The organism is Enterovibrio sp. QJM3NY_24 (assembly GCF_057786035.1).
This window is the reverse complement of record NZ_CM173520.1, coordinates 187,591-210,929: the sequence shown is the minus strand read 5'-3', so window position 1 is coordinate 210,929 and position 23,339 is coordinate 187,591. Positions and strand designations below refer to the sequence as shown.

General features: G+C 46.5%; 24 protein-coding genes and 1 pseudogene. 9 read left to right on the top strand and 16 right to left on the bottom strand.

The genetic code is table 11. From position 1 onward, the window contains the following. Nucleotides 1–43: 43 nt before the first annotated feature. The 3 genes from AC3CIC_RS17290 to nrdD all read right to left on the bottom strand — a co-directional run bounded on the left by AC3CIC_RS17290 (nucleotide 44) and on the right by nrdD (nucleotide 3,392). A complete protein-coding gene (locus AC3CIC_RS17290) occupies nucleotides 44–580 on the bottom strand; it encodes an ATP-dependent zinc protease family protein (protein WP_016958594.1) in 537 nt (178 codons plus the stop codon). Between the two features lie 211 nt (nucleotides 581–791). After that, nucleotides 792–1,262: an anaerobic ribonucleoside-triphosphate reductase-activating protein gene (gene nrdG / locus AC3CIC_RS17285; RefSeq protein WP_488516494.1), complete on the bottom strand. Its 471-nt coding sequence runs from the start codon at nucleotides 1,260–1,262 to the stop codon at nucleotides 792–794. Nucleotides 1,263–1,271: 9 nt separating this feature from the next. Continuing rightward, complete coding sequence (nrdD, locus tag AC3CIC_RS17280; RefSeq protein WP_394209574.1) at nucleotides 1,272–3,392, bottom strand: anaerobic ribonucleoside-triphosphate reductase; 2,121 nt, start codon at nucleotides 3,390–3,392, stop codon at nucleotides 1,272–1,274. 690 nt (nucleotides 3,393–4,082) lie between these two features. Between nrdD and AC3CIC_RS17275 the strand changes: the two genes are divergently transcribed. From AC3CIC_RS17275 to AC3CIC_RS17265, 3 genes are all read left to right on the top strand, one after another. After that, nucleotides 4,083–4,904 carry an endonuclease/exonuclease/phosphatase family protein gene (locus tag AC3CIC_RS17275; RefSeq protein ID WP_488516493.1) on the top strand — a complete coding sequence of 274 codons (822 nt, stop codon included), beginning with the start codon at nucleotides 4,083–4,085 and terminating at the stop codon, nucleotides 4,902–4,904. Between the two features lie 139 nt (nucleotides 4,905–5,043). After that, the gene (locus AC3CIC_RS17270) at nucleotides 5,044–5,343 is read left to right on the top strand and encodes a hypothetical protein (RefSeq protein ID WP_016958590.1); all 300 of its coding nucleotides are present in this window, start codon (nucleotides 5,044–5,046) and stop codon (nucleotides 5,341–5,343) included. 150 nt (nucleotides 5,344–5,493) lie between these two features. Beyond that, nucleotides 5,494–6,309, top strand: a complete 816-nt coding sequence (locus tag AC3CIC_RS17265; RefSeq protein WP_488516492.1) for a DUF2797 domain-containing protein — start codon at nucleotides 5,494–5,496, stop codon at nucleotides 6,307–6,309. A gap of 110 nt (nucleotides 6,310–6,419) precedes the next feature. Here AC3CIC_RS17265 and AC3CIC_RS17260 read toward each other — a convergent pair whose 3' ends face one another. From AC3CIC_RS17260 to AC3CIC_RS17250, 3 genes are read right to left on the bottom strand one after another with little or no spacing between them, the layout of a single operon-like run. Beyond that, nucleotides 6,420–6,818, bottom strand: a complete 399-nt coding sequence (locus AC3CIC_RS17260) for a hypothetical protein (RefSeq protein ID WP_488516491.1) — start codon at nucleotides 6,816–6,818, stop codon at nucleotides 6,420–6,422. Nucleotides 6,819–6,870: 52 nt separating this feature from the next. Next, a complete protein-coding gene (locus AC3CIC_RS17255; RefSeq protein WP_016958587.1) occupies nucleotides 6,871–7,101 on the bottom strand; it encodes a DUF3389 family protein in 231 nt (76 codons plus the stop codon). A gap of 3 nt (nucleotides 7,102–7,104) precedes the next feature. Continuing rightward, nucleotides 7,105–7,533: a hotdog fold thioesterase gene (locus tag AC3CIC_RS17250; protein ID WP_488516490.1), complete on the bottom strand. Its 429-nt coding sequence runs from the start codon at nucleotides 7,531–7,533 to the stop codon at nucleotides 7,105–7,107. A gap of 230 nt (nucleotides 7,534–7,763) precedes the next feature. Here AC3CIC_RS17250 and AC3CIC_RS17245 point away from each other — a divergent pair, with 230 nt between their 5' ends. Beyond that, nucleotides 7,764–8,564, top strand: a complete 801-nt coding sequence (locus AC3CIC_RS17245; protein ID WP_016958585.1) for a M48 family metallopeptidase — start codon at nucleotides 7,764–7,766, stop codon at nucleotides 8,562–8,564. Between the two features lie 151 nt (nucleotides 8,565–8,715). On the opposite strand, the gene AC3CIC_RS17240 is transcribed toward AC3CIC_RS17245, so the two are convergent. From AC3CIC_RS17240 to AC3CIC_RS17215, 6 genes are all read right to left on the bottom strand, one after another. Further along, nucleotides 8,716–9,144: a PAS domain-containing protein gene (locus AC3CIC_RS17240; RefSeq protein ID WP_016958584.1), complete on the bottom strand. Its 429-nt coding sequence runs from the start codon at nucleotides 9,142–9,144 to the stop codon at nucleotides 8,716–8,718. A gap of 2 nt (nucleotides 9,145–9,146) precedes the next feature. After that, nucleotides 9,147–10,154, bottom strand: a complete 1,008-nt coding sequence (locus tag AC3CIC_RS17235) for a response regulator (protein ID WP_488516489.1) — start codon at nucleotides 10,152–10,154, stop codon at nucleotides 9,147–9,149. 238 nt (nucleotides 10,155–10,392) lie between these two features. After that, nucleotides 10,393–11,142: a hypothetical protein gene (locus AC3CIC_RS17230; protein WP_488516488.1), complete on the bottom strand. Its 750-nt coding sequence runs from the start codon at nucleotides 11,140–11,142 to the stop codon at nucleotides 10,393–10,395. A gap of 106 nt (nucleotides 11,143–11,248) precedes the next feature. Then, nucleotides 11,249–13,078, bottom strand: coding sequence for an MOSC N-terminal beta barrel domain-containing protein (locus AC3CIC_RS17225; protein ID WP_488516487.1), 1,830 nt, complete (start codon nucleotides 13,076–13,078; stop codon nucleotides 11,249–11,251). Nucleotides 13,079–13,200: 122 nt separating this feature from the next. Next, the gene (locus tag AC3CIC_RS17220) at nucleotides 13,201–14,784 is read right to left on the bottom strand and encodes a hypothetical protein (protein WP_488516486.1); all 1,584 of its coding nucleotides are present in this window, start codon (nucleotides 14,782–14,784) and stop codon (nucleotides 13,201–13,203) included. Nucleotides 14,785–14,938: 154 nt separating this feature from the next. Further along, nucleotides 14,939–15,829: a LysR substrate-binding domain-containing protein gene (locus tag AC3CIC_RS17215; protein ID WP_017003423.1), complete on the bottom strand. Its 891-nt coding sequence runs from the start codon at nucleotides 15,827–15,829 to the stop codon at nucleotides 14,939–14,941. Between the two features lie 237 nt (nucleotides 15,830–16,066). On the opposite strand from AC3CIC_RS17215, the gene dgcN reads away from it, so the two are divergent. The 4 genes and pseudogenes from dgcN (at nucleotide 16,067) to AC3CIC_RS17195 (ending at nucleotide 20,132) form a co-directional block, all read left to right on the top strand. Next, complete coding sequence (gene dgcN, locus AC3CIC_RS17210; RefSeq protein WP_016958578.1) at nucleotides 16,067–17,080, top strand: N-acetyltransferase DgcN; 1,014 nt, start codon at nucleotides 16,067–16,069, stop codon at nucleotides 17,078–17,080. Between the two features lie 4 nt (nucleotides 17,081–17,084). After that, complete coding sequence (gene ycjG, locus AC3CIC_RS17205) at nucleotides 17,085–18,023, top strand: L-Ala-D/L-Glu epimerase (RefSeq protein WP_488516485.1); 939 nt, start codon at nucleotides 17,085–17,087, stop codon at nucleotides 18,021–18,023. A 190-nt stretch (nucleotides 18,024–18,213) separates the two neighbouring features. Next, a pseudogene (locus AC3CIC_RS17200) lies at nucleotides 18,214–19,348 on the top strand (acyl-CoA desaturase). A 316-nt stretch (nucleotides 19,349–19,664) separates the two neighbouring features. Beyond that, nucleotides 19,665–20,132 carry a GNAT family N-acetyltransferase gene (locus AC3CIC_RS17195; protein ID WP_488516484.1) on the top strand — a complete coding sequence of 156 codons (468 nt, stop codon included), beginning with the start codon at nucleotides 19,665–19,667 and terminating at the stop codon, nucleotides 20,130–20,132. A 48-nt stretch (nucleotides 20,133–20,180) separates the two neighbouring features. Here AC3CIC_RS17195 and AC3CIC_RS17190 read toward each other — a convergent pair whose 3' ends face one another. Next, on the bottom strand, nucleotides 20,181–20,615 hold the full coding sequence (locus AC3CIC_RS17190) for a GFA family protein (RefSeq protein ID WP_488516483.1): 435 nt from the start codon (nucleotides 20,613–20,615) through the stop codon (nucleotides 20,181–20,183). A gap of 143 nt (nucleotides 20,616–20,758) precedes the next feature. Between AC3CIC_RS17190 and AC3CIC_RS17185 the strand changes: the two genes are divergently transcribed. Further along, nucleotides 20,759–21,040 (top strand): hypothetical protein, encoded by a 282-nt coding sequence (locus AC3CIC_RS17185; protein ID WP_026023870.1) that lies wholly within the window; start codon nucleotides 20,759–20,761, stop codon nucleotides 21,038–21,040. Between the two features lie 13 nt (nucleotides 21,041–21,053). Here AC3CIC_RS17185 and AC3CIC_RS17180 read toward each other — a convergent pair whose 3' ends face one another. The 3 genes from AC3CIC_RS17180 to AC3CIC_RS17170 all read right to left on the bottom strand — a co-directional run bounded on the left by AC3CIC_RS17180 (nucleotide 21,054) and on the right by AC3CIC_RS17170 (nucleotide 23,213). Then, on the bottom strand, nucleotides 21,054–21,563 hold the full coding sequence (locus tag AC3CIC_RS17180) for a rod shape-determining protein (protein ID WP_488516482.1): 510 nt from the start codon (nucleotides 21,561–21,563) through the stop codon (nucleotides 21,054–21,056). A 187-nt stretch (nucleotides 21,564–21,750) separates the two neighbouring features. Next, complete coding sequence (locus tag AC3CIC_RS17175; RefSeq protein ID WP_488516481.1) at nucleotides 21,751–22,161, bottom strand: DUF1801 domain-containing protein; 411 nt, start codon at nucleotides 22,159–22,161, stop codon at nucleotides 21,751–21,753. 65 nt (nucleotides 22,162–22,226) lie between these two features. Further along, nucleotides 22,227–23,213 carry a CobW family GTP-binding protein gene (locus tag AC3CIC_RS17170; RefSeq protein ID WP_488516480.1) on the bottom strand — a complete coding sequence of 329 codons (987 nt, stop codon included), beginning with the start codon at nucleotides 23,211–23,213 and terminating at the stop codon, nucleotides 22,227–22,229. Nucleotides 23,214–23,339: the final 126 nt, after the last annotated feature.

The window sequence follows — 23,339 nt, the reverse complement described above, 5'->3', positions numbered from 1 at the left end:
CTGTGCAAGTAAAAAAGCGTGATGCTTGATTGTGCTATTGGAATTATTGCTTTACGCCAATTTCCGGTTTTGGTTGGATGTATTTTCGACTGACATCCACCAACGCGATATCACTCAGATAGGTTCGCCCTAAAAGCACAGGAAAGTTGAGGTGTTTTCGGTCTCGCAGTGTAAATTCTGTATTCTCCGTCATGTCACCAATTGTAATCAGAAGCTCAACCACATAGCGGCGTTCAAAACCGTCTGAACTTGATTGAATGATTTTTACGGTGCGGACAACAGGTCGTTCGATCACGTTACTTTGCTTTCCATCATGGGCGAGACGAAACGTCACCCACTTCTTGCCGTCGCGTTCGAAAGATTGAATGTCCACAGCACTAATAGAGGAAGTCGTCGCTCCGGTATCAACACGTGCAATCGCGACAACATCAACGTCCTCCACTTTCACCCACTCTTTTTCACCCATGAGCATTTTTCCATCGGTGGCATGCTCATAAACAGCCGGCGTTGTATCAGCAAAAGCTGGGCTATGAGGAAGTAACGCAGTACATAGCAATAAGGCAGCAATTTTCAATTTCAATGCGACGTCCCTTTGTTTCGTTGGTATGGATTGAATGATACGCAGAAAATAGACAACAGGTATAGGAATAAGTTTTTGTTTCCATTGTTTTTGTCTGCGATTTTTTCTACCACGGAACAATAAAAAAACGCCGTTTTCGCGGCGTTTTTTTCAATGTTCGTTACAAAGAAGATAATGCGGGGGCTAAGGCTTAAAAAAGCTAAACAAACAACTAACACAAGCTCAAGCGGTGTATAACCTGGTTACTGCTTCCACGCCAAGGCAGTGATGGATCGGCAAGATCTTTTTCAAACTTACCGTCAATCAGCACATCGATCAGCGAAACAACGGCTTTCTGTGCGTCGGTGAGTTGTGCTAATTCGTAGCCTGACCAAAGCCAAATGTCTTTTCCAATACATTCATTACGCACACGTTTAACCAACGTCAACACGGCAGACACATTCGCAGGATGAAGTGGGTCACCGCCGCTCAAAGACAGCCCTCGACGTTTGATACGCGTGTCATTAAGATCGGCAATAATGCAGTCTTCCATCAACTTATCAAACACTTGCCCAGAATCTAGCGACCATGTGCTTTGGTTATAACAGCCGCGACATTGGTGCTCGCATCCTGCAATAAATAAGGTGCAGCGCGTCCCTTCACCGTTCACCACATCAACCGGATAATACTGATGGAAATTCATCGCAATACCTTACATGTGTTTGACACGACGTTGCACTTCTTCCTGCTTACCGTCGTTGAATGGACGCGCATCAGGGCTACCAAGATATCCGCAGACACGACGTGTTACCGAGACTTTGGTTGAATCATGGTTGCCACAGCTAGGACATACAAAGCCTTTACTTGAGCAATCAAATTCGCCCGTGAATCCACACTCGTAACATTCATCGATTGGCGTATTGGTGCCGTAGTATGGCACGCGTTCATAACTGTAATCCCACACATTCTCAAGTGCTTCGATGTTGTGCTGAATGTTCGGGTATTCGCCATAACAAATGAAACCACCATTTGCGACATCCGGATACGGCATTTCGAAATCAATTTTGTCGTAAGGGTTAACGCTCTTTTCAACATCAAGATGGAAGCTATTGGTGTAGTAACCTTTATCAGTTACACCTTTCACCACACCGAATTCCTTAGCGTCAATCTTGCAGAATCGACTGCACAAATTTTCGCTTGGCGTGCTATATAGACTGAAAGCATAACCTGTTTCTTCTTTCCAGCTATCTGTAGCCGCTTTCAGATACTTAACAACATCGAGTGCTTTTTCACGCAGGGTTTCAGAATCATAAACATGCTCTTCTGTACCGTACAGCGCATTGATAGTCTCATGGATACCGATGTAACCCAGCGAAATCGACGCGCGGCCGTTCTTAAAGATTTCACTCACATCGTCATCTGGGTTCAAACGAACGCCACATGCGCCTTCCATATAGAGGATAGGTGCGACACGCGCTTTCACGCCGCGTAGACGGTCAATGCGCGAATCTAGACCTTCACGCGCAACGCGTAATACGTCATCAAGTAACGAATAGAATATTTTTTCATTGCCGTTCGCGCGAATAGCGATACGCGGCAAGTTAATACTCACGACACCAATGTTGTTTCGACCTTCATGGATCAACTCACCATTTTCTTCGTAAGCTGATAAGAAGCTACGACAACCCATTGGGGTTTTAAACGAACCCGTGACTTCCACTACACGGTCGTAGTTAAGAATATCGGGATACATGCGTTTCGATGCACATTCCAGTGCCAGTTGTTTAATGTCGTAATTAGGCTCGCCATTTTTCAGGTTTAAGCCCGCTTTCACACTGAATACCAGCTTAGGGAATACTGCGGTTTTGCGGTTTTTTCCCAACCCTTCAATGCGATTACGCAAAATCGATTGCTGGATCAAACGCGCAGACCACGAATCACCTAAACCAAAACCAAAGGTCACGAACGGAGTTTGGCCATTAGCGGTATGCAGTGTATTAACTTCATATTCCAGCGATTGGAATGCGTCATAACACTCTTTTTCTGTACGCGCAGTGGCATAGCCTTCCGCATCGGAGATGTTCCACTCACGAGCGACCATTAGGTGCTTTTCGTAACTAATTTCAACGTAAGGTGCCAACACTTCATCAATGCGGTTGATCGTGGTGCCACCATAAATATGGGAGGCCACTTGCGCAATAATTTGGGCAGTTACCGCCGTTGCCGTTTGAATTGATTTTGGCGTGTCAATTTCCGCGTTACCCATTTTAAAACCATGGGTAAGCATATTTTCTAGGTCAACCAACATGCAGTTGAACATCGGGAAGAACGGAGCATAGTCCAAATCGTGATAATGGATATCACCTTGGTCATGCGCTCGAACAACTTCTTTAGGCAGCATGTATTGCTTGGCATAGTGTTTTGCAACAATCCCCGCAAGCAAATCGCGCTGTGTTGGAATGACCTTGCTGTCTTTGTTTGCATTTTCGTTGAGAATGTCTGAGTTCGTCTGTTCAACCAGACCACGGATTTCATGGCTCAGGCGACTCTTCTTCTCACGTGCACTGTCGCGGTCATGACGGTATTCGATATATGCTCGGGCAACAGCCTTATAAGGTCCTGCCATCAGGTGATTTTCGACAGCGTCTTGGATTTGGTGAATATCCACCTCGTCATGACGCATGACTTGTGCGAGAACACCATCTGCTACTGCTGCTGCATAAGCTCGATCCATGTCTTCTACTGCTTGCGCCGCGCGAATCACCGCATCTTCGATACGTTGGCGCTGAAAAGGTACGCGGCATCCATCGCGTTTGATGACAACAGGTTTCACAAATAGCTCCTCAAGGAATCACCCTTAATTTCAAGGATAAATAGTGGCATCACACACATCACGGCGTGATTTTTTCATATGGAAATGCAGCAAGCCAACACCTATAAATGCGCGCTAGGACAGCACGTTGACGTAAACCTTGAATCGTTCCATTGAGGAAGCAGATGGCTTACACACAATTGTGAACGGCGTCAACAAATACCAAATATGGGCAGAAATTTAGCTTTGGCTACAACATGTGGTGCATTAGACCTTTGAGGGACGATCGATACCTTGATTTAGATCATGGCACGAGGGGATGCGATTTTTATCTATTCGATTAATGGGAATAAACGTCAATAAATGAAAAAAGGCTGTAAAAAAGTGCAACAGGCAACGCAAAAATACCACCTACCAAAAACATTGCATACTGTATGCTCTACTATCCACAGACGAGCAATATTTTGGACTGGCTCTCAGCCCCATCACACAATCTTCACTGGCATTTTTAGCTAAGGTGACTAGCATTCACGGTCACGGTAAATGAAATAATATGAGAATTCACATCTGGATATGTCTTCGCGTCACACCCTTTCATTGTGGGTAAACCGCTTGAGTAAAATTAGCGCTCAACTCAGCCTCCTATGTCTCTTCATAGTGGCCGTTAATCCTGTTCCTGCCTACGCGAGCCTCACATTAGCGACGTGGAATATGGAATGGCTATCAGATAAAGGCGACATGATTCAAAGTAAGCGTGACGCTGACGATTACCTAATGATGCAAACTATTTCTTCCGTGATTAATGCCGATCTCATTGCGTTTCAAGAAGTCGACGGTCCTGAGCCTTTAGCCAAAGTTGTCGACCCGCTTCAATACGATTTTTATTTTTCTGATCGTTCCCTACGTTATAAAAAAAGCCGAGGTAGTCATCAGTTTACCGGCTGGGCCGTTAAGAAAGGTATCAACGTCATTGATCACAAAGATTACCAACCTTTGGGCTTACCCACTTTTCTTTCCGGTGGTGATCTTCGTTATGGTACATATATTGAAGTACTCAGGGAGAACCAGCCCTCGCTGCATTTACTTTCAATACACCTAAAATCAGGATGCTTTAACACGCCTGTACGTCGAAACAACAGTTGTAAAAAACTACGACGCCAAATTGAAGCGCTGGCCGTTTGGATTAATACACGAACAAAACTCGGACAAGAGTTTGTCATTGCGGGTGACTTTAATCATTACATGAACAACCCATATGAATGGGCTTGGCAGACATTACTCGAAGAAACGAGCACCAGTCTGCTCGTCAAGTTAACCGCGAATACGCCTGCGAAATGCAAAGCAAGAAAGTTCAACTATCGCACCAAGCGATGGGAGCATGTTGTTTACAATAAACTCATCGATCACATTGTTGCCAGTCCGGGAGCCATCGACATCAACTCGCCCATTGAGGCCAAGCAATATCAATACTCCTACCACGCCGTTTCGACATATCGCCTTTCGGACCATTGCCCTGTAATTGTAGAATTGTGACTTATTGCAAGAAATTGCCTTCTAAACCCCAAAACCCTCGCTTTTTACTGCAGAATCATCATCCTCTGACCCTGTACTGACAAAATGGCGAAACCACTGTGACATCCTGCGCCTCATATTATAAAGACGGACTTTTCGTATGCGCTTCCTAACGACCTCTTTTCTTGTATCCATACTCTTGTTCTCTTTTCATGCTTCTGCCAAGCCAGAGCTTGCACCTGCTGCACTTCTCGATTTTGGCAGCTATGAAAAAGTCGAAGAAATGACCATTTATGGCGACATCCAACAAGATATCCTCACCTTGGCACAAAACAACACGTCAGAATCTGATGCTGACTTGTTTGTCATTGATGATATTAATGAAGATATTGACCTCAATTTGGTGATGGTCACCATATCGCTTTATAACGATCTTAATGATGGATTGGTGATGCGATAACATCGGCATCTTTAACCAGTGCCATTTTACGTTTGAGTTTGCGCTTTTTCATGCATCACACCATTTAACGGTGAGAACCTTGGCCGCATCTAGTTTCGCGTTGAAGTTCTGTTACACTTCAGGCACGAAATGGACAACGTAAAATAGACAATGACTACTGGTACTTTAAGCAAAATGAAAAGTACGCTGGATAGCAGCGTACAATATTCCTTGCCTGTCGGCGAAAACGACATCGCATTAAATGACTTGATCGGCAAATCGCTGACGCTCACTTATACGGGCAATATCTATTGCGATGCTTGCGGTAATAAAACTAAAAAGAGTTTTAGCCAGGGACACTGTTTCCCGTGCACACGTAAATTGGCCCGTTGTGACATGTGTATTTTAAAACCCGAAACTTGTCATTTCGCCGAAGGGACTTGTCGCGAACCTGAGTGGGGCGAGAAATTCTGCATGACCGATCATGTGGTTTACTTGTCCAATACATCAGGCCTGAAAGTCGGCATTACCCGCGCTAGCCAAATTCCAACTCGCTGGATTGATCAAGGCGCGACGCAAGCGCTTCCTATCCTAAAAGTAAAGAGTCGTCATCTCTCTGGCCTCGTGGAAATCGCCATTGCAGAGTTTCTTGCTGATAAAACCAATTGGCGAACTATGCTCAAAGGCGACAATGCTGATATCGACTTGAAAGAAGAAGCGCGACGTATACTGCCTAAAATCGACGCTAAAATTTTCAGCTTACGTCTGCAATATGGGTTTGATGCTGTTGAGCCAATTCAACACGATATTGTTGAAATCAGCTTTCCGGTAACGGAACACCCCACTAAGATCACATCGCTCAATTTTGATAAAGAACCTGTGGTGACCGGCGTATTGAAAGGCATTAAGGGGCAGTACCTTCTCTTTGATACAGGCGTGATTAACATTCGTAAGTTCACCGGTTATGAAATTACGGCTGATTTCTAAGTGATTTAACTTCTTTGTGTATTGAGATTGAACATTGAGGAGAAACCGCATTGAAAAGAGCCGCTTCTTACTTAGGTAGCGGCTCTTTTTTGTAGCGATTGTTCAGTCATTCACTTCAATGGAAGCACGTAGGTTTCCCCACCCCAGCCATGCACACTGTCGCGGGCTTCAACAATCACCTCTGTGACACCTTCAGGCACGGTTATGCCTGATAAGCTTCGAGTAAAAGGCTGTTCGGTTTCATGTGGATGGAGTAATTCTCTGACACCCAACACCTCGCCGTCTGTTGTCATGACACGCCATGCATTCGCATAATGATCCCAGCCTTCATCAGCATGACGTACCGTGGCAGAAATACGATAACTATTCCCAATACCAGAAGGACTTACACCCGTTTTGGTTACCGTAGCATTTACCACGTCGGCTTCGCCTGCGAGGGAGGTTGTCGACGTAAACGCCAAAATCAATGCCAGTAAAAATCCCTTGATATCCATCCCTGATCTATTCACCGCACTCCCCTATTCGTCGTTGAATGTTTGGTTCTCGTTAGCAACCAGATAGCTAACGCTTAATGGCAACGCCCGTGGCTTCACTGACTGCATTAAGGTTTTCTTCGGAGCCTAATGAAATGCTCCAGTTAACCGTGCCGCCATTGGCGATCAACATACAGGGGGCACCAAGTAAACTAATGTCATCTGTTTGCGTTTGAAGTGTAAGGCGATTTTCTTCCAACTTCACCATGACTTCGTGCATGGTCGCCACAACACGACCACCGGGAATCGTAATAACCATGAATCACTTCCCCTTGTGCTGTAAAACTGCCATGGTCAATCGACTGGTACACACCAATCGCCCACGCTCATCTGTAATTTCTATCTGCCACACTTGTGTCGTTGCTCCCAAATGAATCGGGGAAGCCTTCCCCATCACGCTACCTGTTCGCATTGCACGAATATGGTTGGCGTTAATATCTAGACCGACGCAGTACTTATTTTCTTCCACGCACATGTTTGCTGCCAGTGAACCCAACGTTTCCGCTAGCACCACAGAAGCACCGCCGTGAAGCATGCCCAAAGGTTGATGCGTGCGCGCATCGACGGGCATCGTACCTGTCAGGCTATTGTCATCAAACGCCGTGTATTGGATGCCAAGATGCTCAACGAGTGTATTCGCCGAGGTGGCATTGAGTCCTTCGAGGGAAACAGGCTTCTTCCAGATGGACATAAGTGCTCCTGTATGTCTGATGTATGGAGTAGAGTTGATGACTATTATCCTCGTGAATTCCGCGGAGAGCCATGATTTCAGTGGTCAAGGTGTTGTATTCGTGACTTTTCAGCGTTAAGCCGTAGTCCGAACGGTTAATTGAATGAGATTCTTGCCTCATCATCCAGTCAAGCTACAATATCGCGCATCGGAGTTATTCAGGGATCTCGCGCCGCGATAAGGATATAGTTATGAAGCTAAATACAGTAAATACAACGCTCGCCGCCGCGCTACTCAGTGTGTTGGTTGGCTGCACCACCTCTCCGACGGGTAGAAGCCAGTTCATTTTGGTGTCTGGTTCGGAAATGGCGACATTGGGTAACCAATCATTTTCTGAGCTTAAAGAACAAGAAAAGATCAGCACTGACAAGAAAACCAATCAATATGTGCAATGTGTCACTGACGCATTGCTCAAAGTGACACCGCCTCAGCCTGATTTTGAAAAGTGGGAAGTCGTGGTATTCGACAGCGACCAAATCAATGCATTCGCCTTGCCCGGCGGGAAGATCGGGGTTTATACCGGTTTGTTGAAAGTCGCTAAAACACAAGACCAGCTAGCTTCTGTCGTCGGCCACGAGATTGGTCACGTCATGGCGAACCACGGCAGCGAACGTGTCTCAAGCTCTGTCGCTGCAAACGGCGCATTACAAATTACCAATATTGCGCTTGGCGCAACCGGCACCGCAAACTCAGACATGATCATGGCGGGTCTCGGGCTTGGTGTAAATGTGGGCGTTTTATTGCCCTTTAGCCGCGCTCATGAATCAGAATCTGATCTCATTGGTGTTCAGTTAATGAATGATGCAGGCTTTGACCCAAAAGAAAGTGTCGAACTGTGGAAAAACATGGCTGCTGCCTCTGAAGGCGCACCGCCAGAAATTATGTCAACTCACCCATCTCACGATACACGCATTGACGATTTGAATGCAGCAATCAGTCGCCTGCCTACGTCGTCTCTTCGCGCGCCCAATTGTGGCAAGCCCAACATCTAGTCGCGAATGACCGGATAGACTCAATAGTCTCGATAACAAAAAACCAGCGTCTACAAACGCTGGCTTTTTCTATGCTTTCAATCTGATTTGAGTCAACGATGTTTTTGTCTTTGTCTGTGCAGGAATTATTTGGAAATTCTACGTTGTGCCGCTACGAGTAAGTTAATGCTTCGCCCGTCACATCCGCTACAGAAATAAACATGTGTTGTGCTTCGCCACGTAAATTCACAATGGGATTAAGCGTCACATTTTGGAACATAAAGTTAGTTTGCCCTGTAAGGGGGCGAACATTACGACAGTGAAAAAGATACGGTCTCTGTTTCCACACCACAAAGCTTCGGCATTTCAATTCAAAAACGGGTCGGCACTTGGCACGAAACCAGCTTTCTGAAATTTCAGGAAACACATCAAACAGGGATTTACCCTGCACTTTGTTTGGGTACTTTCCTGTGTGATGGACCATGAAACCATTCCACATATGAATGGTGAAGTCTCGGTCCACAACAATCAACCCCATGTCGATATTTTGCACCATATCGACCATCCAGTTGAATTGTTCAAATTCTGGTGAGTCAATCATGGTTACTCCTCATCATCCATTAGATAGGCGAGTTTAGCATCAAGCAATGGCAACGATTCATCCACCAGCAACAAGAGTAGATCGCATTTAATGTTTGTATCATCGATGGCATAGCTTACTTCAATCGTTACCGTGCGTTTCCATGTGCCGTGCATCCCTTCGACCAACTTGTCCACCGCAAGATGCTGGCCAATAATTGCAGGGTAGCTTTGGGCAAAAACAAGGCCTGCTTGCTCACCAATGCCGGATAAGAACGCGCTAATAAGCACATTACTGACATCCACCAAAACTTCTAGGTCATTATCTACGCTGCCATCATCAGGATAATCAAGGATGGCGAGCAGATCTTTCATCGAAGAATCGGAAATGAGCATCAAGGCTTCACCCGCGATACCCTCACCACTAAACCCTTGGCAAATGCCTGACATATTATCGTTGGCTGCAAGGTGTCTGATGGTCATCACAAGCTCACTCACCTCAAACACGTTAACGTGAGGTAAAGGCATGTGAACGAACACATCAAAGTAACGCGCTAGCGAGTCTGCTGCGCGCCCCATCGCGACATTGACTACCTCCATATACATTTCACGGCGGCCAATTTTCAAGTCTTCGACAGGTTTTTCAGCGGCGACGGCTTCAGGCGCAGTTTCTGATTTATACGGCGCGAGCAGCTCGTTTAGTTGCGCTGGGCTTACTGGCTTTTGAACGAATGCTTGCGCTCCCAGCGATAACACACGCTCCTGTGCCTTAGGCTGAATATCACCAGACACCACAAAAACGGGCACGGTAATATTGCTGTTTCGCATGGCTTCCAATGTTTCATAACCATCCAAAACAGGCATAGTTAGATCAAGAAACATCACATCAAAAGTATTCGCTGTTAGCTGGTCAATGGCGACTTGTCCGTTTTCAGCAAACGTTACGTCAGCATTGATGAATGCTGGCATCGAGCGTGCGAGTTGTTTTCGCGCCAATGCTGAGTCATCGGTGATCAATACTCGGGTTGTCAACGTGTCTACCCCTACCGTCCGATTATTGTTGATGCTGAGCGCATCGAAGAAGGCAAAGCCGCGAAATATAACGCAATTGTAAAGGCTTTGTCTTAGGTTTATGACATTACTTCAATAAGCATAGCGTCACTTGGTTGTTTTTTCGCCTCAAGACAAAAAATCACTCAATCACACTGTCCGTAACAGTCAAAAGCTCCACGTATCGCAGTGCAATATCGTGAAGTCTTATCTAACCCTATTATTGCTGGCTTTGTTCTTGTGCGATGTTTTCTTTGGGAGTAGTTTTTGGTTCTTGCGGTATCGCTAATTGATCTTGCGGGACTGGCAGATTTCCGAACGCAGATAGCTCTCGATTCACCTTATCAAGGCTTGCGCTTTGATCTTCAAATTCGGCCATTAATTCTTCGGCTTTCTGGTTATAGGTATTGAAGTTGTCACAATCTTTTTCTGACACCCAATTCCAAGAGTTGCCCTTTTTAAATTCTTCACAGGCTTGCTGGCTGGATTCCGCTTTGTGGCTGGCTTTAAAGATCCTTTCGTTTAAATCACTCACCGCTTGCGCCAATCTATAGCGCTCCGCGTAAAGCACATCGGTGTTTTGAAGCCTTGCCCTTAGCTTACTGATGGAATCAACTTGATCAGCAACCTTGATATCAAGTGTCGCTTTCATTTCGTCCATCTGTTTTGCCTGGTGCGTCAATTGCACAAGCTGCGCTTTTAGTTGATCAATTTCCACATCTTTCTGTTCAATCAGACCCTCGGTCGTTGCAGCATCTGATGTGCGCGCGACCATCGCTTCTTCTAGCTGAACAATGGTTTGTTGTGCTTGAATCAACTCGCTTTGAGATTGCGTTAATTGCGTGTTTACGCCCTCAAGTAGTTCTTGTGCCACATTACTGATTGAAGACCAGTGATTACCAGCAACAAGGCCGCCCAACACTAAACCGCCAGCAAAAAGTAGTGCGCCTTTTTTATTCGCGCTTGTCATAATCTATTCCCAAAATAAGCCCCAAAAAAAGCTGCGCCATGATACCTCATGAGGCAGCTTTTAATGTTAGCTGAAAGAAAAAAAGCGTTAATTTACGGCTGGTTGGCTAGAGTTTACTCAATACCACATCACCTTTAGGTACACAGCAACACGCTAAGACCAAGCCATCCTCTTTTTCTCCCGGAAATAGAGCGGGCATATCGGGTTGAGAAACCTCTCCTTCCACTAAACGCATCTTGCAACAGCCACACACACCTGCGCGACAACTATAGTCCACTTGAACGCCAACTTCTTCGGCCTGAACCAGAATAGGTCGTTGATTGTCGCCACGAATGTATTCGCCTTCGATAGTGATTGAGACTTCCATGGCAGGTAAATCATCGCCAACTGTCGGAGGGGTGAAGAATTCCTGATAACGCTGTGATTCTGGCACACCCAGTAAACTGAGCAATGTCATTGCAGAATCCATAAACCCTTGCGGGCCACACACAAATACTTCGCGTCCTATCAGCGCAGGGATCAGTGCTAAATGTTCTTGGCTCAATCGTCCAGAGAGTCCCTTCCAACTGTCAGAAGGGCGACTAAGCAGTGTCATGACTTTCAAGCCTTTGTGCTTGGCTGCCATGGCATCAAGTTCATCCGAAAATGGTATATCGGCTTCGGAGCGACACTGGTGGAAGAAGATCACATCATCAATGTCGTTATGATCGAACAGCGTTCGCAGCATGGACATCATAGGCGTCACGCCACTGCCACCCGATAGCAATAACAAAGAGCGACGCTTTGCTGCATCATCGCTAAGATGGAACTGACCGTCAGGCGTTTGCGCCTTGATCACTGCGCCTGTCTTTACGTTATCGTGCAGCCAGTTTGAAACCTCACCACCCTCGACACGCTTAACAGAAATCGCCAAGCGCTCTGGCCGTGTCGGTGATGACGACAACGTGTAGCGACGCTGTACGCGCTTGCCATCAATATCCAACTCAATAGGAAGATGCTGACCGGCTTTGTAAGCGGGCAACTGGCCTTCTGTACTGTCGAACCAGAAGGTTTTAAAATCCTGCGCAACATGCTCGATGTCTTTACATTGCAAAGTGAGTTTCGGCGTTGTCTTATCTTCGTAAACTTCAGCGTCGCGATACTCCAACACTTCTATCTGATCACCCGCTTTGATTTCACCTTCATTTAGCGCAATCAGATTCATGCCGAAATTCACATTGCCGCTTTTATCAGTGCGAAATTGGCTTAAGGTGTTGATAGGTTCCCCATTCACACGGAAACGCCCTGTATCTAAATCTAACGTAGTGAAGACGCAACGGCTGCATGGACAATCAACCCGGAATACCACCGAGCCAATGCGCACCTTGGCCCATGTGTCTTCTTCAAAAGCGTCACATCCTGTTGCGACCAAATTGGTGCGAAACTGATCCATGGTGTGCATATCAGGTGTTCGTGCATTAAGGGCATCAAGTGACGCTTGTGAAATCACCAATAACGGGAAACCGTCGGCAAAGCTAACCTTGGTTTGCGCTTTCGATGCAAAACGCGGTGAAGACTCTTCACCCGTAAACAAAAGTTGTTTATGGCCTCCCAACAAATGACTAAACCATGCATTGGCCGTCGACGTCGTTGAATAGGCGCAGAATTCATCTTTCCAAACGTTGGTGTGAATTTCTTGAAGCGAGAATTGAGCGTATTTAAGTACCAAAGGTGACAGCGTAGGGTGGTTCAACGTAATGCCATTCGCCTGAAGCGACACAGACACTTCCGTCATTTTAGGGTCAGTCCGCCCAGTAACAAATTTGCCCGTACTGTCAGCGACCATGAAACGACGGTCGAAGCTCAAACCGATACTTTCAACCCATGCATTCGATAAGGAAAGCCCACCTGCTGATTTAACTGGGTAAACATTAATTTGATTGATTTTTGCGCCCACGCTAGCTCCTGCTATTTCTTATGATTCCCAAAACACATTGCAGAGTATTAGAACACAGGCCCTTGAAAAAGCAGCCCGTTATGTGATCAAAATGTGTGATGTATAACCTTCACGAACCTGAACTAACAGGCAATCGGTTTGCCGTTCGTCGCAATAATGCGTTGAAGGCGATCGGGATCGCTAACCATAGTCGGCCATTTAAGATACAGATGGTGCAGGCTGGTCAAACACAGTGAAATACACGACATGGTCTTCTCACGAATTTCTTCGCTATCCCACCAAGCTTCGCCACTTAAGATATTGTTCCAATCATCAGACAGGCTTTCTGCCAACTCCATGGCTTCGTTAGCATTGCCGCTGATCAATTCGCCTACCGCTTGAGGAACATCATCGGCGTCTTTCCCTGCACCAAAGATGTTGCGAAGTGCCAATATTGAATCCAATAACCCATCAAGACGATCAGGTTGACGTGCAGCGCTGAACAATCGCGTAAACGCAAGGCGAATACCTGTTGAATCGGTGTCTTCAAGCAGCAAACTCCAGTTCTCTAGCTCGTCCAAAACACCATTAGTAATACTCACGGGTTCATCCGCCTCTTTGACGGTATCAACTGCACCCTTTGCGCCTTCCAGAGAGAATGGATCGATATGCCATGCCCATTCCGGCGCCACAAAGGGCGGTGAATCACTCAAAAAGCACATGGCCATGCAAAGCGTGATATTGAGTTCAGTGGAAACCTTATCGCTTTCTGCTTGCAACACCTCGCTCGGCCAATCGTCGTCATCCAGCAAGTCACCACTGTTGATGGCATAGGCATAGCCCGATTCGAGCATGAAACCACTGTCTTTGCGTTTTGCCATTTGACTAGGCAGTTGCAAGACATATTCAGCAATGGACGGAGTGTAACGGCGCAAGGTGCCCCATTTGGTTTCGAGTTCATCGAAATCAACCAATGCCGCATTGCGAAATCCAACAAACAGAGGGATCTGCGCGACTTCACCATCTGCTACGCTGCGTGCGATTTCTAGCATTTCTAGGACGGTATTGACGAACATTTCGGCACTGACAGGCCCACGAACGCGCATCAGATCGTAGCTATTGATCAAAAGCGCGGCAGGCAACGATGACAACGTGATCACCCCTCGTTTTCCTTTCGAATCCACGTAGTGACCAAAGGTTTCACTCGGCTCATTGCCGATCACTTCAAACACCCGCTCAAATGAGCGGTCTTCAATGAAATGACGATATAGGGTTTTATTGCCTGGCAGATGGGAAATTGCGGCGCTCAAATAGCCAGAAGCACGATAAAACAAATGCGGACGCGCACCGGCTTTAACCAGAAACAAGGGATAAAGCTCCGCGGCGACGGTCGCTAAACTTCGCGCTAGCGGATCACTGTTGTTAAAAGACGGCGTGACACCGCCATTTTGCCGACGCCATACAGAAAAGATGTGTTGCCCATTTTGCAACACATGGGGAAGCCGATGGAAAAATGACTGTTCGATGTCCCCCTGCGATACGGCGACAGCACGCATTTGACGACAAAGCTGCACATAAGAAGTGACTGTGTCTTCCTGCTTTGCAGAGAGTTTTCCTTGATGCTGTAGGGCATGCCTAGCTTCCGCTTCTGAAATATTCAGAATGTAGCTGACAACGCGATGCCCCATGGCTTTGACGAAATTCGGGATAGGTTCTTTAAACGGCATGACACCCCCAGCGTCAACAAACAATAGCCTTGAACTCCTCACCGACGCAGTAGGCGGGAGCCATTTATTCTTTTATCGGCAGCGCGTTCAAGAAATATAGCAGGTCAGCGATCACATAAATCGCGATTCTCATCCCTTCAACCGATTTCCTTATCTAGTTGAACGAGTTATCGGTTGCTATTTTTTTCAATGCCGCCCAGATTTTTTCACCTGAAGGATGAAGCCGAGATTGGTAGCGATAAGCATAATAAGAAACCCGTCGGTTCAACGCTTTGTTTTTCATCACCACCAAACGCCCCTGGGACAGCTCTGTTCTTATCGCAAAATCAGGCAGCCACGCCACACCCAATCCATTCAAGGCTTGAAGCTTGAGCATATCCACCATGGACGACAAAAAGACAGGTTTCAAACTCACTTCATGGCGAACAGTTTCTGTCTGACGCCCCATGTATGAGGTGGGTGTAAAAGCAAGCCAAGGAACATTGTCGTGTTCGAAATGATAAATTGGCTGCCCCTTATTATCCGCCGCGCAAACGGGCAATAGATCCGCTGTACCGACTTTGATGTGCTCATAGGGCGCTAACTTAAGATGTTCATTGTCGAAGGCTAACAGCACATCACATTCACCTTCTCGCAATGCATCGACTGCTTCGTCGACATTCATGGCATCCACACTCAGCATGGGACGAGATTCATCCGAAAATTGCGCTTGAATGGATTGCGTAAGATTCAGCGCCAACGAGTGAGCTGAGGCAATACGAACGACGCTGCCATCAGAGTAATTCAGGGCAGAGATATGGCTGATCCCTTCAACCATTTGATTGACCAATGTGCGAGCGGTCACACGAAATATGCGCCCACTGGCGGTTAGCGCGACGGGCGTTTGGCTTCGATCAACAAGCTCAGCACCAACAGATTGCTCTAACATTCGGATACGCCGACTAAACGCAGGCTGGGTGATATTTCGAAGACCAGCGGCACCCGAAAAATTGCGGGTTTCCGCCAAGGCGAGAAAGTCTTCCAACCATTTACTTTCAATGTTCATCCGAAACTTTCAACCTCATTTGAGGAAATACTCAGCAAGTTAGAAAGCACGAGTATATCGGTATCTGAAACTTAATTCCGGCACTTAACCCTACACTCATCACAGTTTTATCGCATTTTGATAACGGTTTGGCATCAGCGAAACATAAACGGCATTTATCACCGTCCGCGTTGGCTTCTATAGTGAAGATAAAGCGAAAATGAAACATTCTAATCGTCAAATATGACAAGGAGATCTATGAACATTCCATTCCCCTACCTGCTCATGTTGGGCGAAAGCAAAGACCCACTCGCCATTAAAACCGCACGAGGCATTCACTACTGGCGTCCCGAAAAATGCATGGGACAGTTGCGTTTGAACGACGATGTTCCGTCACTGAACTTACCTGACATCGACATTCAAACTGCGGCGAAGGATGGGGCAAAAACCTTAGTCTTGGGTATGGCTAATGCGGGTGGCGTACTCGCACCCCATTTTGTTCCGTATATTGTAGAAGCGCTAAATGCAGGCATGAATGTGGCTTCCGGATTACACCAGAGGTTGGCTGATACCCCTGCCATTGCCGAAGCGGCAGAAAAATCAGGTACCGCTTTGTTTGACCTTCGCCATTCGAACGAAACGCTCCCAGTAGGCACTGGCATCAAGCGTTCAGGTAAGCGCCTATTGACGGTGGGCACGGACTGTTCTGTCGGCAAAATGTTCACCACGCTCGCGCTAGAAAAAACCATGAAAGCACGCGGACTATCCGCCACCTTCTGCGCCACTGGCCAAACCGGTATTTTGATTGAAGGAAACGGAATTGCCGTTGATGCAGTCGTTTCAGATTTTATCGCAGGCGCGACGGAGGCGTTATCACCTGACTGTGAGCCAAACCAATGGCAGCTAGTCGAAGGTCAAGGTTCACTGCTTAATCCGGCATTTTCCGGTGTCACAATGGGGCTACTCCATGGCGCACAACCTGATGCACTTGTTCTGTGTCATGAGGCGAATCGCGACACTATTCGTCATTTGCCACACATGCCTATTCCAAACATTGCCGACATCATGGAGCTCGCCGTTCGATTAGCAAAGCTCACTAATCCGAATCCTCGTTTTGTGGGTTTGGCGATTAATACTTCAGCACTGAGCGAAGACGAAGCTAAGCGTTATTTAGACTCCCTCTCTAACCAATACGGATTACCCGCCACCGATCCCGTGCGTTTTGGTGTAGACAATATTGTCGATAATCTAATTCACGTATTTGAGGAGTAACGCGATGAAGATTTCAGCCAATATAGTCACTTACACCTTGAAGCGTCCATTTACGATTTCTCGAGGCAGCCGAACGACCGCCGAGGTCATACAAGTGAGCATCGAAAAGAACGGAAAAGTGGGGGTGGGAGAATGCTCACCAACAGGCCGCTACGGGGAGAGTTTTGACAGCGTGCTCGCTGAAATTGAGTCGGTCAACAACACGCTATTTGACCGCACCTCACTGAAGTCGTTTTTACCACCCGGTGCGGCGCGAAACGGGTTGGATTGCGCACTATGGGACCTAGAAACAGACAATTTCCCCGACAATTTCTCTTTGCCAAAAACCATCCAAACCGCCATGACAGTTTCAATTGGTTCGCCACAAGATATGGCTGACGAAGCCAAGGGTTATGTCGAACAAGGCGCAACACTGATTAAGGTAAAATTGGATGCTGATTTGGTGTATGAGCGCTTGGCCGCCGTTCGCGCCGTCGCACCAGATACCACATTGGTTGTTGATGCAAACGAGGCTTGGGGATCACTGGATATTGCCACCACTCTCAATCAAATCACATCGCTCAACATTGCCATGGTGGAGCAGCCGCTCCCCGCTGACAACGATGAAGGTTTGAGAAACATTGCGAGCCCAATTCCGCTTTGTGCAGACGAAAGCTGTCACACCGCCGACGATGTCATCGCTTTGGTCGACAAATACCAAATGGTGAACATCAAACTTGATAAAACCGGCGGGTTAACGGCAGCATTCGAATTGGAACAAGCGGCACGCACAGCGGGGCTGCAAATCATGGTCGGTTGTATGCTAGGAAGTTCGATTGCCATGCGAGCGGCACTGCCCGTTGCCGCCACCGCCATTATGGTTGATCTTGACGGTGCATTTCTGATCAGTGACGACATAGAAAACGGCCTGCATTATCAACGCGGCAATATCGTATTGCGTTAGTTCGTCCAGCAACTTCGTCAATGGGAGGATGAAATGTATTCAATACGTTTCACTCTTTTTTTACTTTCAAAAGAATAAAGGCGGTTAAATCGACAAAATTGCGACAAACTGTTAATGACCATCTTGACCCTTTAACAAGCTCGCCCTATTCTAGCTTACATGTGTACGCTGGAATTTTGCGGTATTTAAAATGGAATCGAATCAAGCACAAAAACCTCCCGTTATATGGCTCAATGTTATGGTCTTTACGGTCACTTTTTCCGTCGCGGTCATTGGCACGCCACTCTGGGCTTATTTCTACGGCTTCGATCTAGCACAAATCGCTATGTTTGTTGCCATGTTTACGTTCGCGGGTATGTCTATCACCGCGGGCTACCACCGTCTTTGGTCACATAAAACCTACCAAGCGCATCCTATCCTTAAGGGCATCTTTGCATTGGGCGGCGCACTTGCGCTTCAAAATAGCATTCTTCATTGGTCATCAGATCACCGCGTTCACCATCGCCATGTGGATGATAACGACACTGACCCTTATTCGGCAAAACGTGGATTCTGGTATTCACACATCGGCTGGATGCTTCGTGAATATCAAAAGCACCGCTATTCGGATTACAGCAACTGTCGTGACCTACAAAAAGACAAGGTCGTTATGTGGCAGCACAAGTATTATCTTCCTTTACTGCTGGCGACAAACTTCGGTATCCCAATCCTTTTTGGTGTACTTCATGGCGATATTTGGGGTGCAATCATCCTGATTGGTTTTGTGCGCGTTGTCGCCAGTCACCACACCACCTTCTTTATTAATTCTCTGGCGCACATCTGGGGTAAGCAACCTTACACCGCAAAAAATACCGCGCGTGACAATGGTGTTTTGGCATTTTTCACTTTCGGTGAGGGTTACCATAATTTCCACCATATCTTTGAAAACGATTATCGCAACGGTATTTATTGGTGGCAGTTCGACCCAACCAAATGGTTAATCAAAGCGAGTAGCTGGCTAAAATTTAACCACGAAGCTTCGTATTACACCACAAGATCGTATCGAGAAAGCGCGCGCCACTATGCTGCTTAAGAATATTCAAGCACGCTTAAGCGTGACGCCGAATGCTTCACAGCGCTTACAAGCGATTGAGCAAGAATATGATGCGTTGGTCGTTCGCATGAGCGAATACTATGAAGCTAAGAAACGCTTGATCGACATGAGAAAACAGAATCTTCTGAAAAAATATGAGAAAGCCATTTTGGTTCAGCAGCTGCAAATCCTCAAAGGGGATTTCATTGAACAGAAACGTAACTGGCAAATACTTACCGCGAGTTATGCGTAAGCTCACAAACACCATCACTCAGGGCAGCTTACGCTGCCCTTTTTTATGCAGCTTATTGTATTGTTTAGATAAGATACACAACAAAGAAGACCACAATGAACGCCCCGAGATTGCCCACTGTATGGCTTATTATCTTCGCCGTTGCCTCGAGTAGCTTGTCCGATCTTTTACTGAAGCAGTTTGGATTTGCATACGATGTATTCACTCAACCATTTAGCATCACCAAGGTCGCTATAGACTCCGCCGTGTTTATTGCGATATTCATTGTACTCAGCTTCACTTACTTCAAAGTCCAAAAACTAAGATCAACAAAACCATGATCACTGTTCGTAAGATGCGTGCTGGCGAAGAAATGATGTTGTGGCAGCTTTTTTACAAGACCATCAGGCAAATAAACATCCGTGATTACACGCCAGAGCAAGTCGCAGTTTGGGCACCCGATGAGTGCAATGAGGCTGCTTGGTGTGATCGCATGCAACGAATACAGCCTTTTGTCGCCATCATCAATGACAAGATAGCAGGCTATGCTGGCCTGCGGTCAGACGGCTACATTGACCATTTTTTTGTTGATGCAGACTTCCAAAGTAAGAGTGTGGGAAAAACGTTGATGAAAACCCTGTTCAGGGAGGGCAAGAAAAATTCAGAACTTTCCCGTTACTTTTCCCACGTCAGTATCACCGCCAAACCTTTTTATAAACGTATGGGCTTTCACGTCGTTAAAGTTCAACAGATTGAAAAGCAGGGCCAAGTCTTCACCAATTACGTGATGGAAAAAGCCGTCTAATAGCTGTCTTCGGCTTTTTCCCAATGCTGACGGTACGTTATAAAACACTTACTGCGAGCTATCCAATTCCCTACCCTCAGAAAATGTCGGTAAATCATCAGTAATATCATGCCACTGCGCGCCGTATTTAGTGAAAATATGTGCGTCAGGCTTAATGGGTATCTCGCTATCTAACGTGCCAAGCGTGAACTCAACCAAGCTGCCGTCACTGTTGGCAGGTTCAAATAGCAGGCTTGAACCGCAATGAGAACAAAATGTGCGTTTCGTTCCGTTATCCGCAACATAAGCTTTCAAAAGATCGCGACCCGCAACGAAACGGAAACTTTCCGCTTTTGCCTCGCCAAAAGTGGCGAACGCGGCACCGTGAAATTTACGGCACATGGAGCAATGGCAGTGACCCATATTCGGCTCGATATGATCGACTTCGTAGCGGATTTGGCCACAAAGACATTGGCCAGTATAAGGTGAGGTGACTGTAGGCATGTGTCATTCCTTTGCGGGTTATTTCTTCTAACTTGCACCAAAGATATCTAATCAGCAAGGGAATTACGTGTCTCAAACCTAAAGCTCGACAAGCTTATTGCAGAGGAATAAAATCCTGCTCCCGCAATGAGCGAGTCTCTATGATGAACAAGAAACCGACTCGCATGGACGCAATGAAAAACATTATCCAACAAGTGAAGATGGAACTGCCACTTTACGAACCCGAAACTTTTGTCTGCGGACCCGATAACAGCTGTATCGGCTGCCCTAAAAAGCTGTTGGAGTTGGTGGATTCCGAACTTTCTTATTGGGAGTCTGAAATGTCTCGCGGCGTGACGCCGCAATTTGATGAGATTCGACGCTTCGGAAAACTCTGCACCAATGTAAAACGTGGATTAGCCAGAAATAACATGCTTCCCGCATAACCCACGTTTAACGCTACGGCTCAATATTGGCTAGATGGCTTTCTTTCAGCCCTGCGTTTAGCAGGTGCTGAGAAGGCAAAGTATCCCCCCAGTAAACATACGCATTTTTTGCGCCCGCTTCGTAGGCCATATCGCGTAGGGCTTTCTTCTCAATATCCGTCAAGCCTCCTTCTATCTTTTCCATTGGATGTAAGATCACCTGAATTTTAGGAGAAAAAAAAGAACGAGGAGTCACCTGTGAAATTGCATGATGAATGATTGTTTCACCGGCAGTGTAATCTGCAATCAAGCTTCTCGGATGCGAAAACGGGTTACTTACTGTTATATCAATATCATATTTTAGCGCTTGCGCGGCGTTACCTATCGCCACGATACGTTTTTGCACGGGACCCGTTGGTTTCCAAGCAATTAGAGGCTGCTCGTCAAAGACCTTTCCTGTCTTTGCGTTTAAAACTCGAAGACGTTCCTCCCATATTTGAATGTAAAGTGTACTTCCGTAGGCATAGATTAAGCGTGTAAGCATGCGTGTTCCCAGACAACCGCCAGAGCTGCAACTGGAAACGATGTGTCTACTCCCAATTTGCACTCAGTTATAATTTTTAGTTTGGCTATTGTTCATTTTTTATGGGGAACAGCAAAATTTATGACGGATTTTTACGCATCATTGCACAGTAATTAAGGCATGAATAAGTATGTTGCAAAATATGACATTACAAATCTAACAAAGGTAGGGTTTTTCGCTTCTGGTAGGTAAAAGCCACACTGATACAAAGTCGCAGTGCTTCTTCGGGTATGTCTGCATTAAGATCAAACTTTAACGCGCGGTTCCCTTGATATTCAAACGCATCGGGCAGAACTTCACGGAAAGTATCAACCAACTTAGTTTTGCAGTTCACAAAGAGAAACAGAGACGTCGAAGACTGAGGCTTCCAATCAATCCTAACCGCTGTGCCGCCGTTTACCGTATAGCTAGGCTCCCTCCACTTGAGGCCTTCATCCACACTTTTATCAAGCGTTTTGGCAACCGCAAAGATCAGTGAACGAATACGCATCAATTGATCTTTGACGTGTGGTGGATAGCGTTCAAATTTTGCATATACTTCTGGTGACAATATCTGCACTCCTTAAGGATCGAGAAGCCCGACAACACATCGGGCATCTCAGGCTAGTTGCTCGGGGCATAAGGTCACTTCATCACGAATGATAAAAGAATCTCTTCCAGCTCATCCCATGGCAAAGGTTTTTTATCAATGACCTCAGCCCTTGATTCCACGCCCGTTAAACTGATCGGACTGACTGACACGATTTGGTTAACGACGTTAAACGCAAACATGCCATCGTCGGTGTTCATCACAGCTTTCACGCGCTCCGCATTAAGATTGGCAAAGAGACCATAAAGCGAGTCGAACGGGAACAATGTATTGGGTTCGAATACCCAACCACAGCTTACATACCCCTGGCCTTTGTTCTCTTTGCGACGAAATTTTTCACCTGGCGCCAATTCGAATGCAGGCATCTCATCGTCGTCATGAGAATGATGATGAGCAAACTGCGCCTCACGGTCAATGCGCAGTAACATAAGCCAATCGGGGTTCAATTGCCCTTGTTCTACATAACCTGATGCCTGCTTAGGGATCTCTGAGCTTGCGACATAATCATCAAACGCGGCGATGTCATCCACAGAAGATAAATCGGTTTTGTTCGCAACAACAACATCAGCCAAGGCCAATTGATCGCGAAAGTTCTGATTCTCAGTGTAACGTGCATCCGCGAAATTGCGGGGATCGACCAACGTAATGGTGGCATTGAGCTCAATATAATTGGCGTAGTGTTCCGACAACAGCTTGCCGATAATGTCTTTCGGGTGTCCCAGTCCCGTCGGCTCAATCAGAAGACGATCAGGGTTCTGTGCCAGAAGTGCATTGATACCAATCGCCATCGGAAGCCCTGCCACACAGCACATGCAACCACCCGGCACTTCTTTTACCAATGCGCCCTGTTCGCTGAGAAACGCACCATCAACCCCCACTTCACCAAACTCATTCACTAGCACGGCCCAGTTTTCATTTTCCGGCTTTTGTTTAAGCAAAGAGAGTATGGCGGTGGTTTTACCCACGCCAAGAAATCCTGTGATGATGTTTGTCGGAACTTTTTTCGTCAGTTTTACAGTCATTTTTAAATCCAATTTTGCACAGCGTGACGCTCATAGCAGGAAGTGTATCAAGACAGCTAACAGAGCAAAGCGCTTTTCTTGACTCATTGAGGATTAAATTCAAGTTTTCGCTTTCGCGTTTGTGAT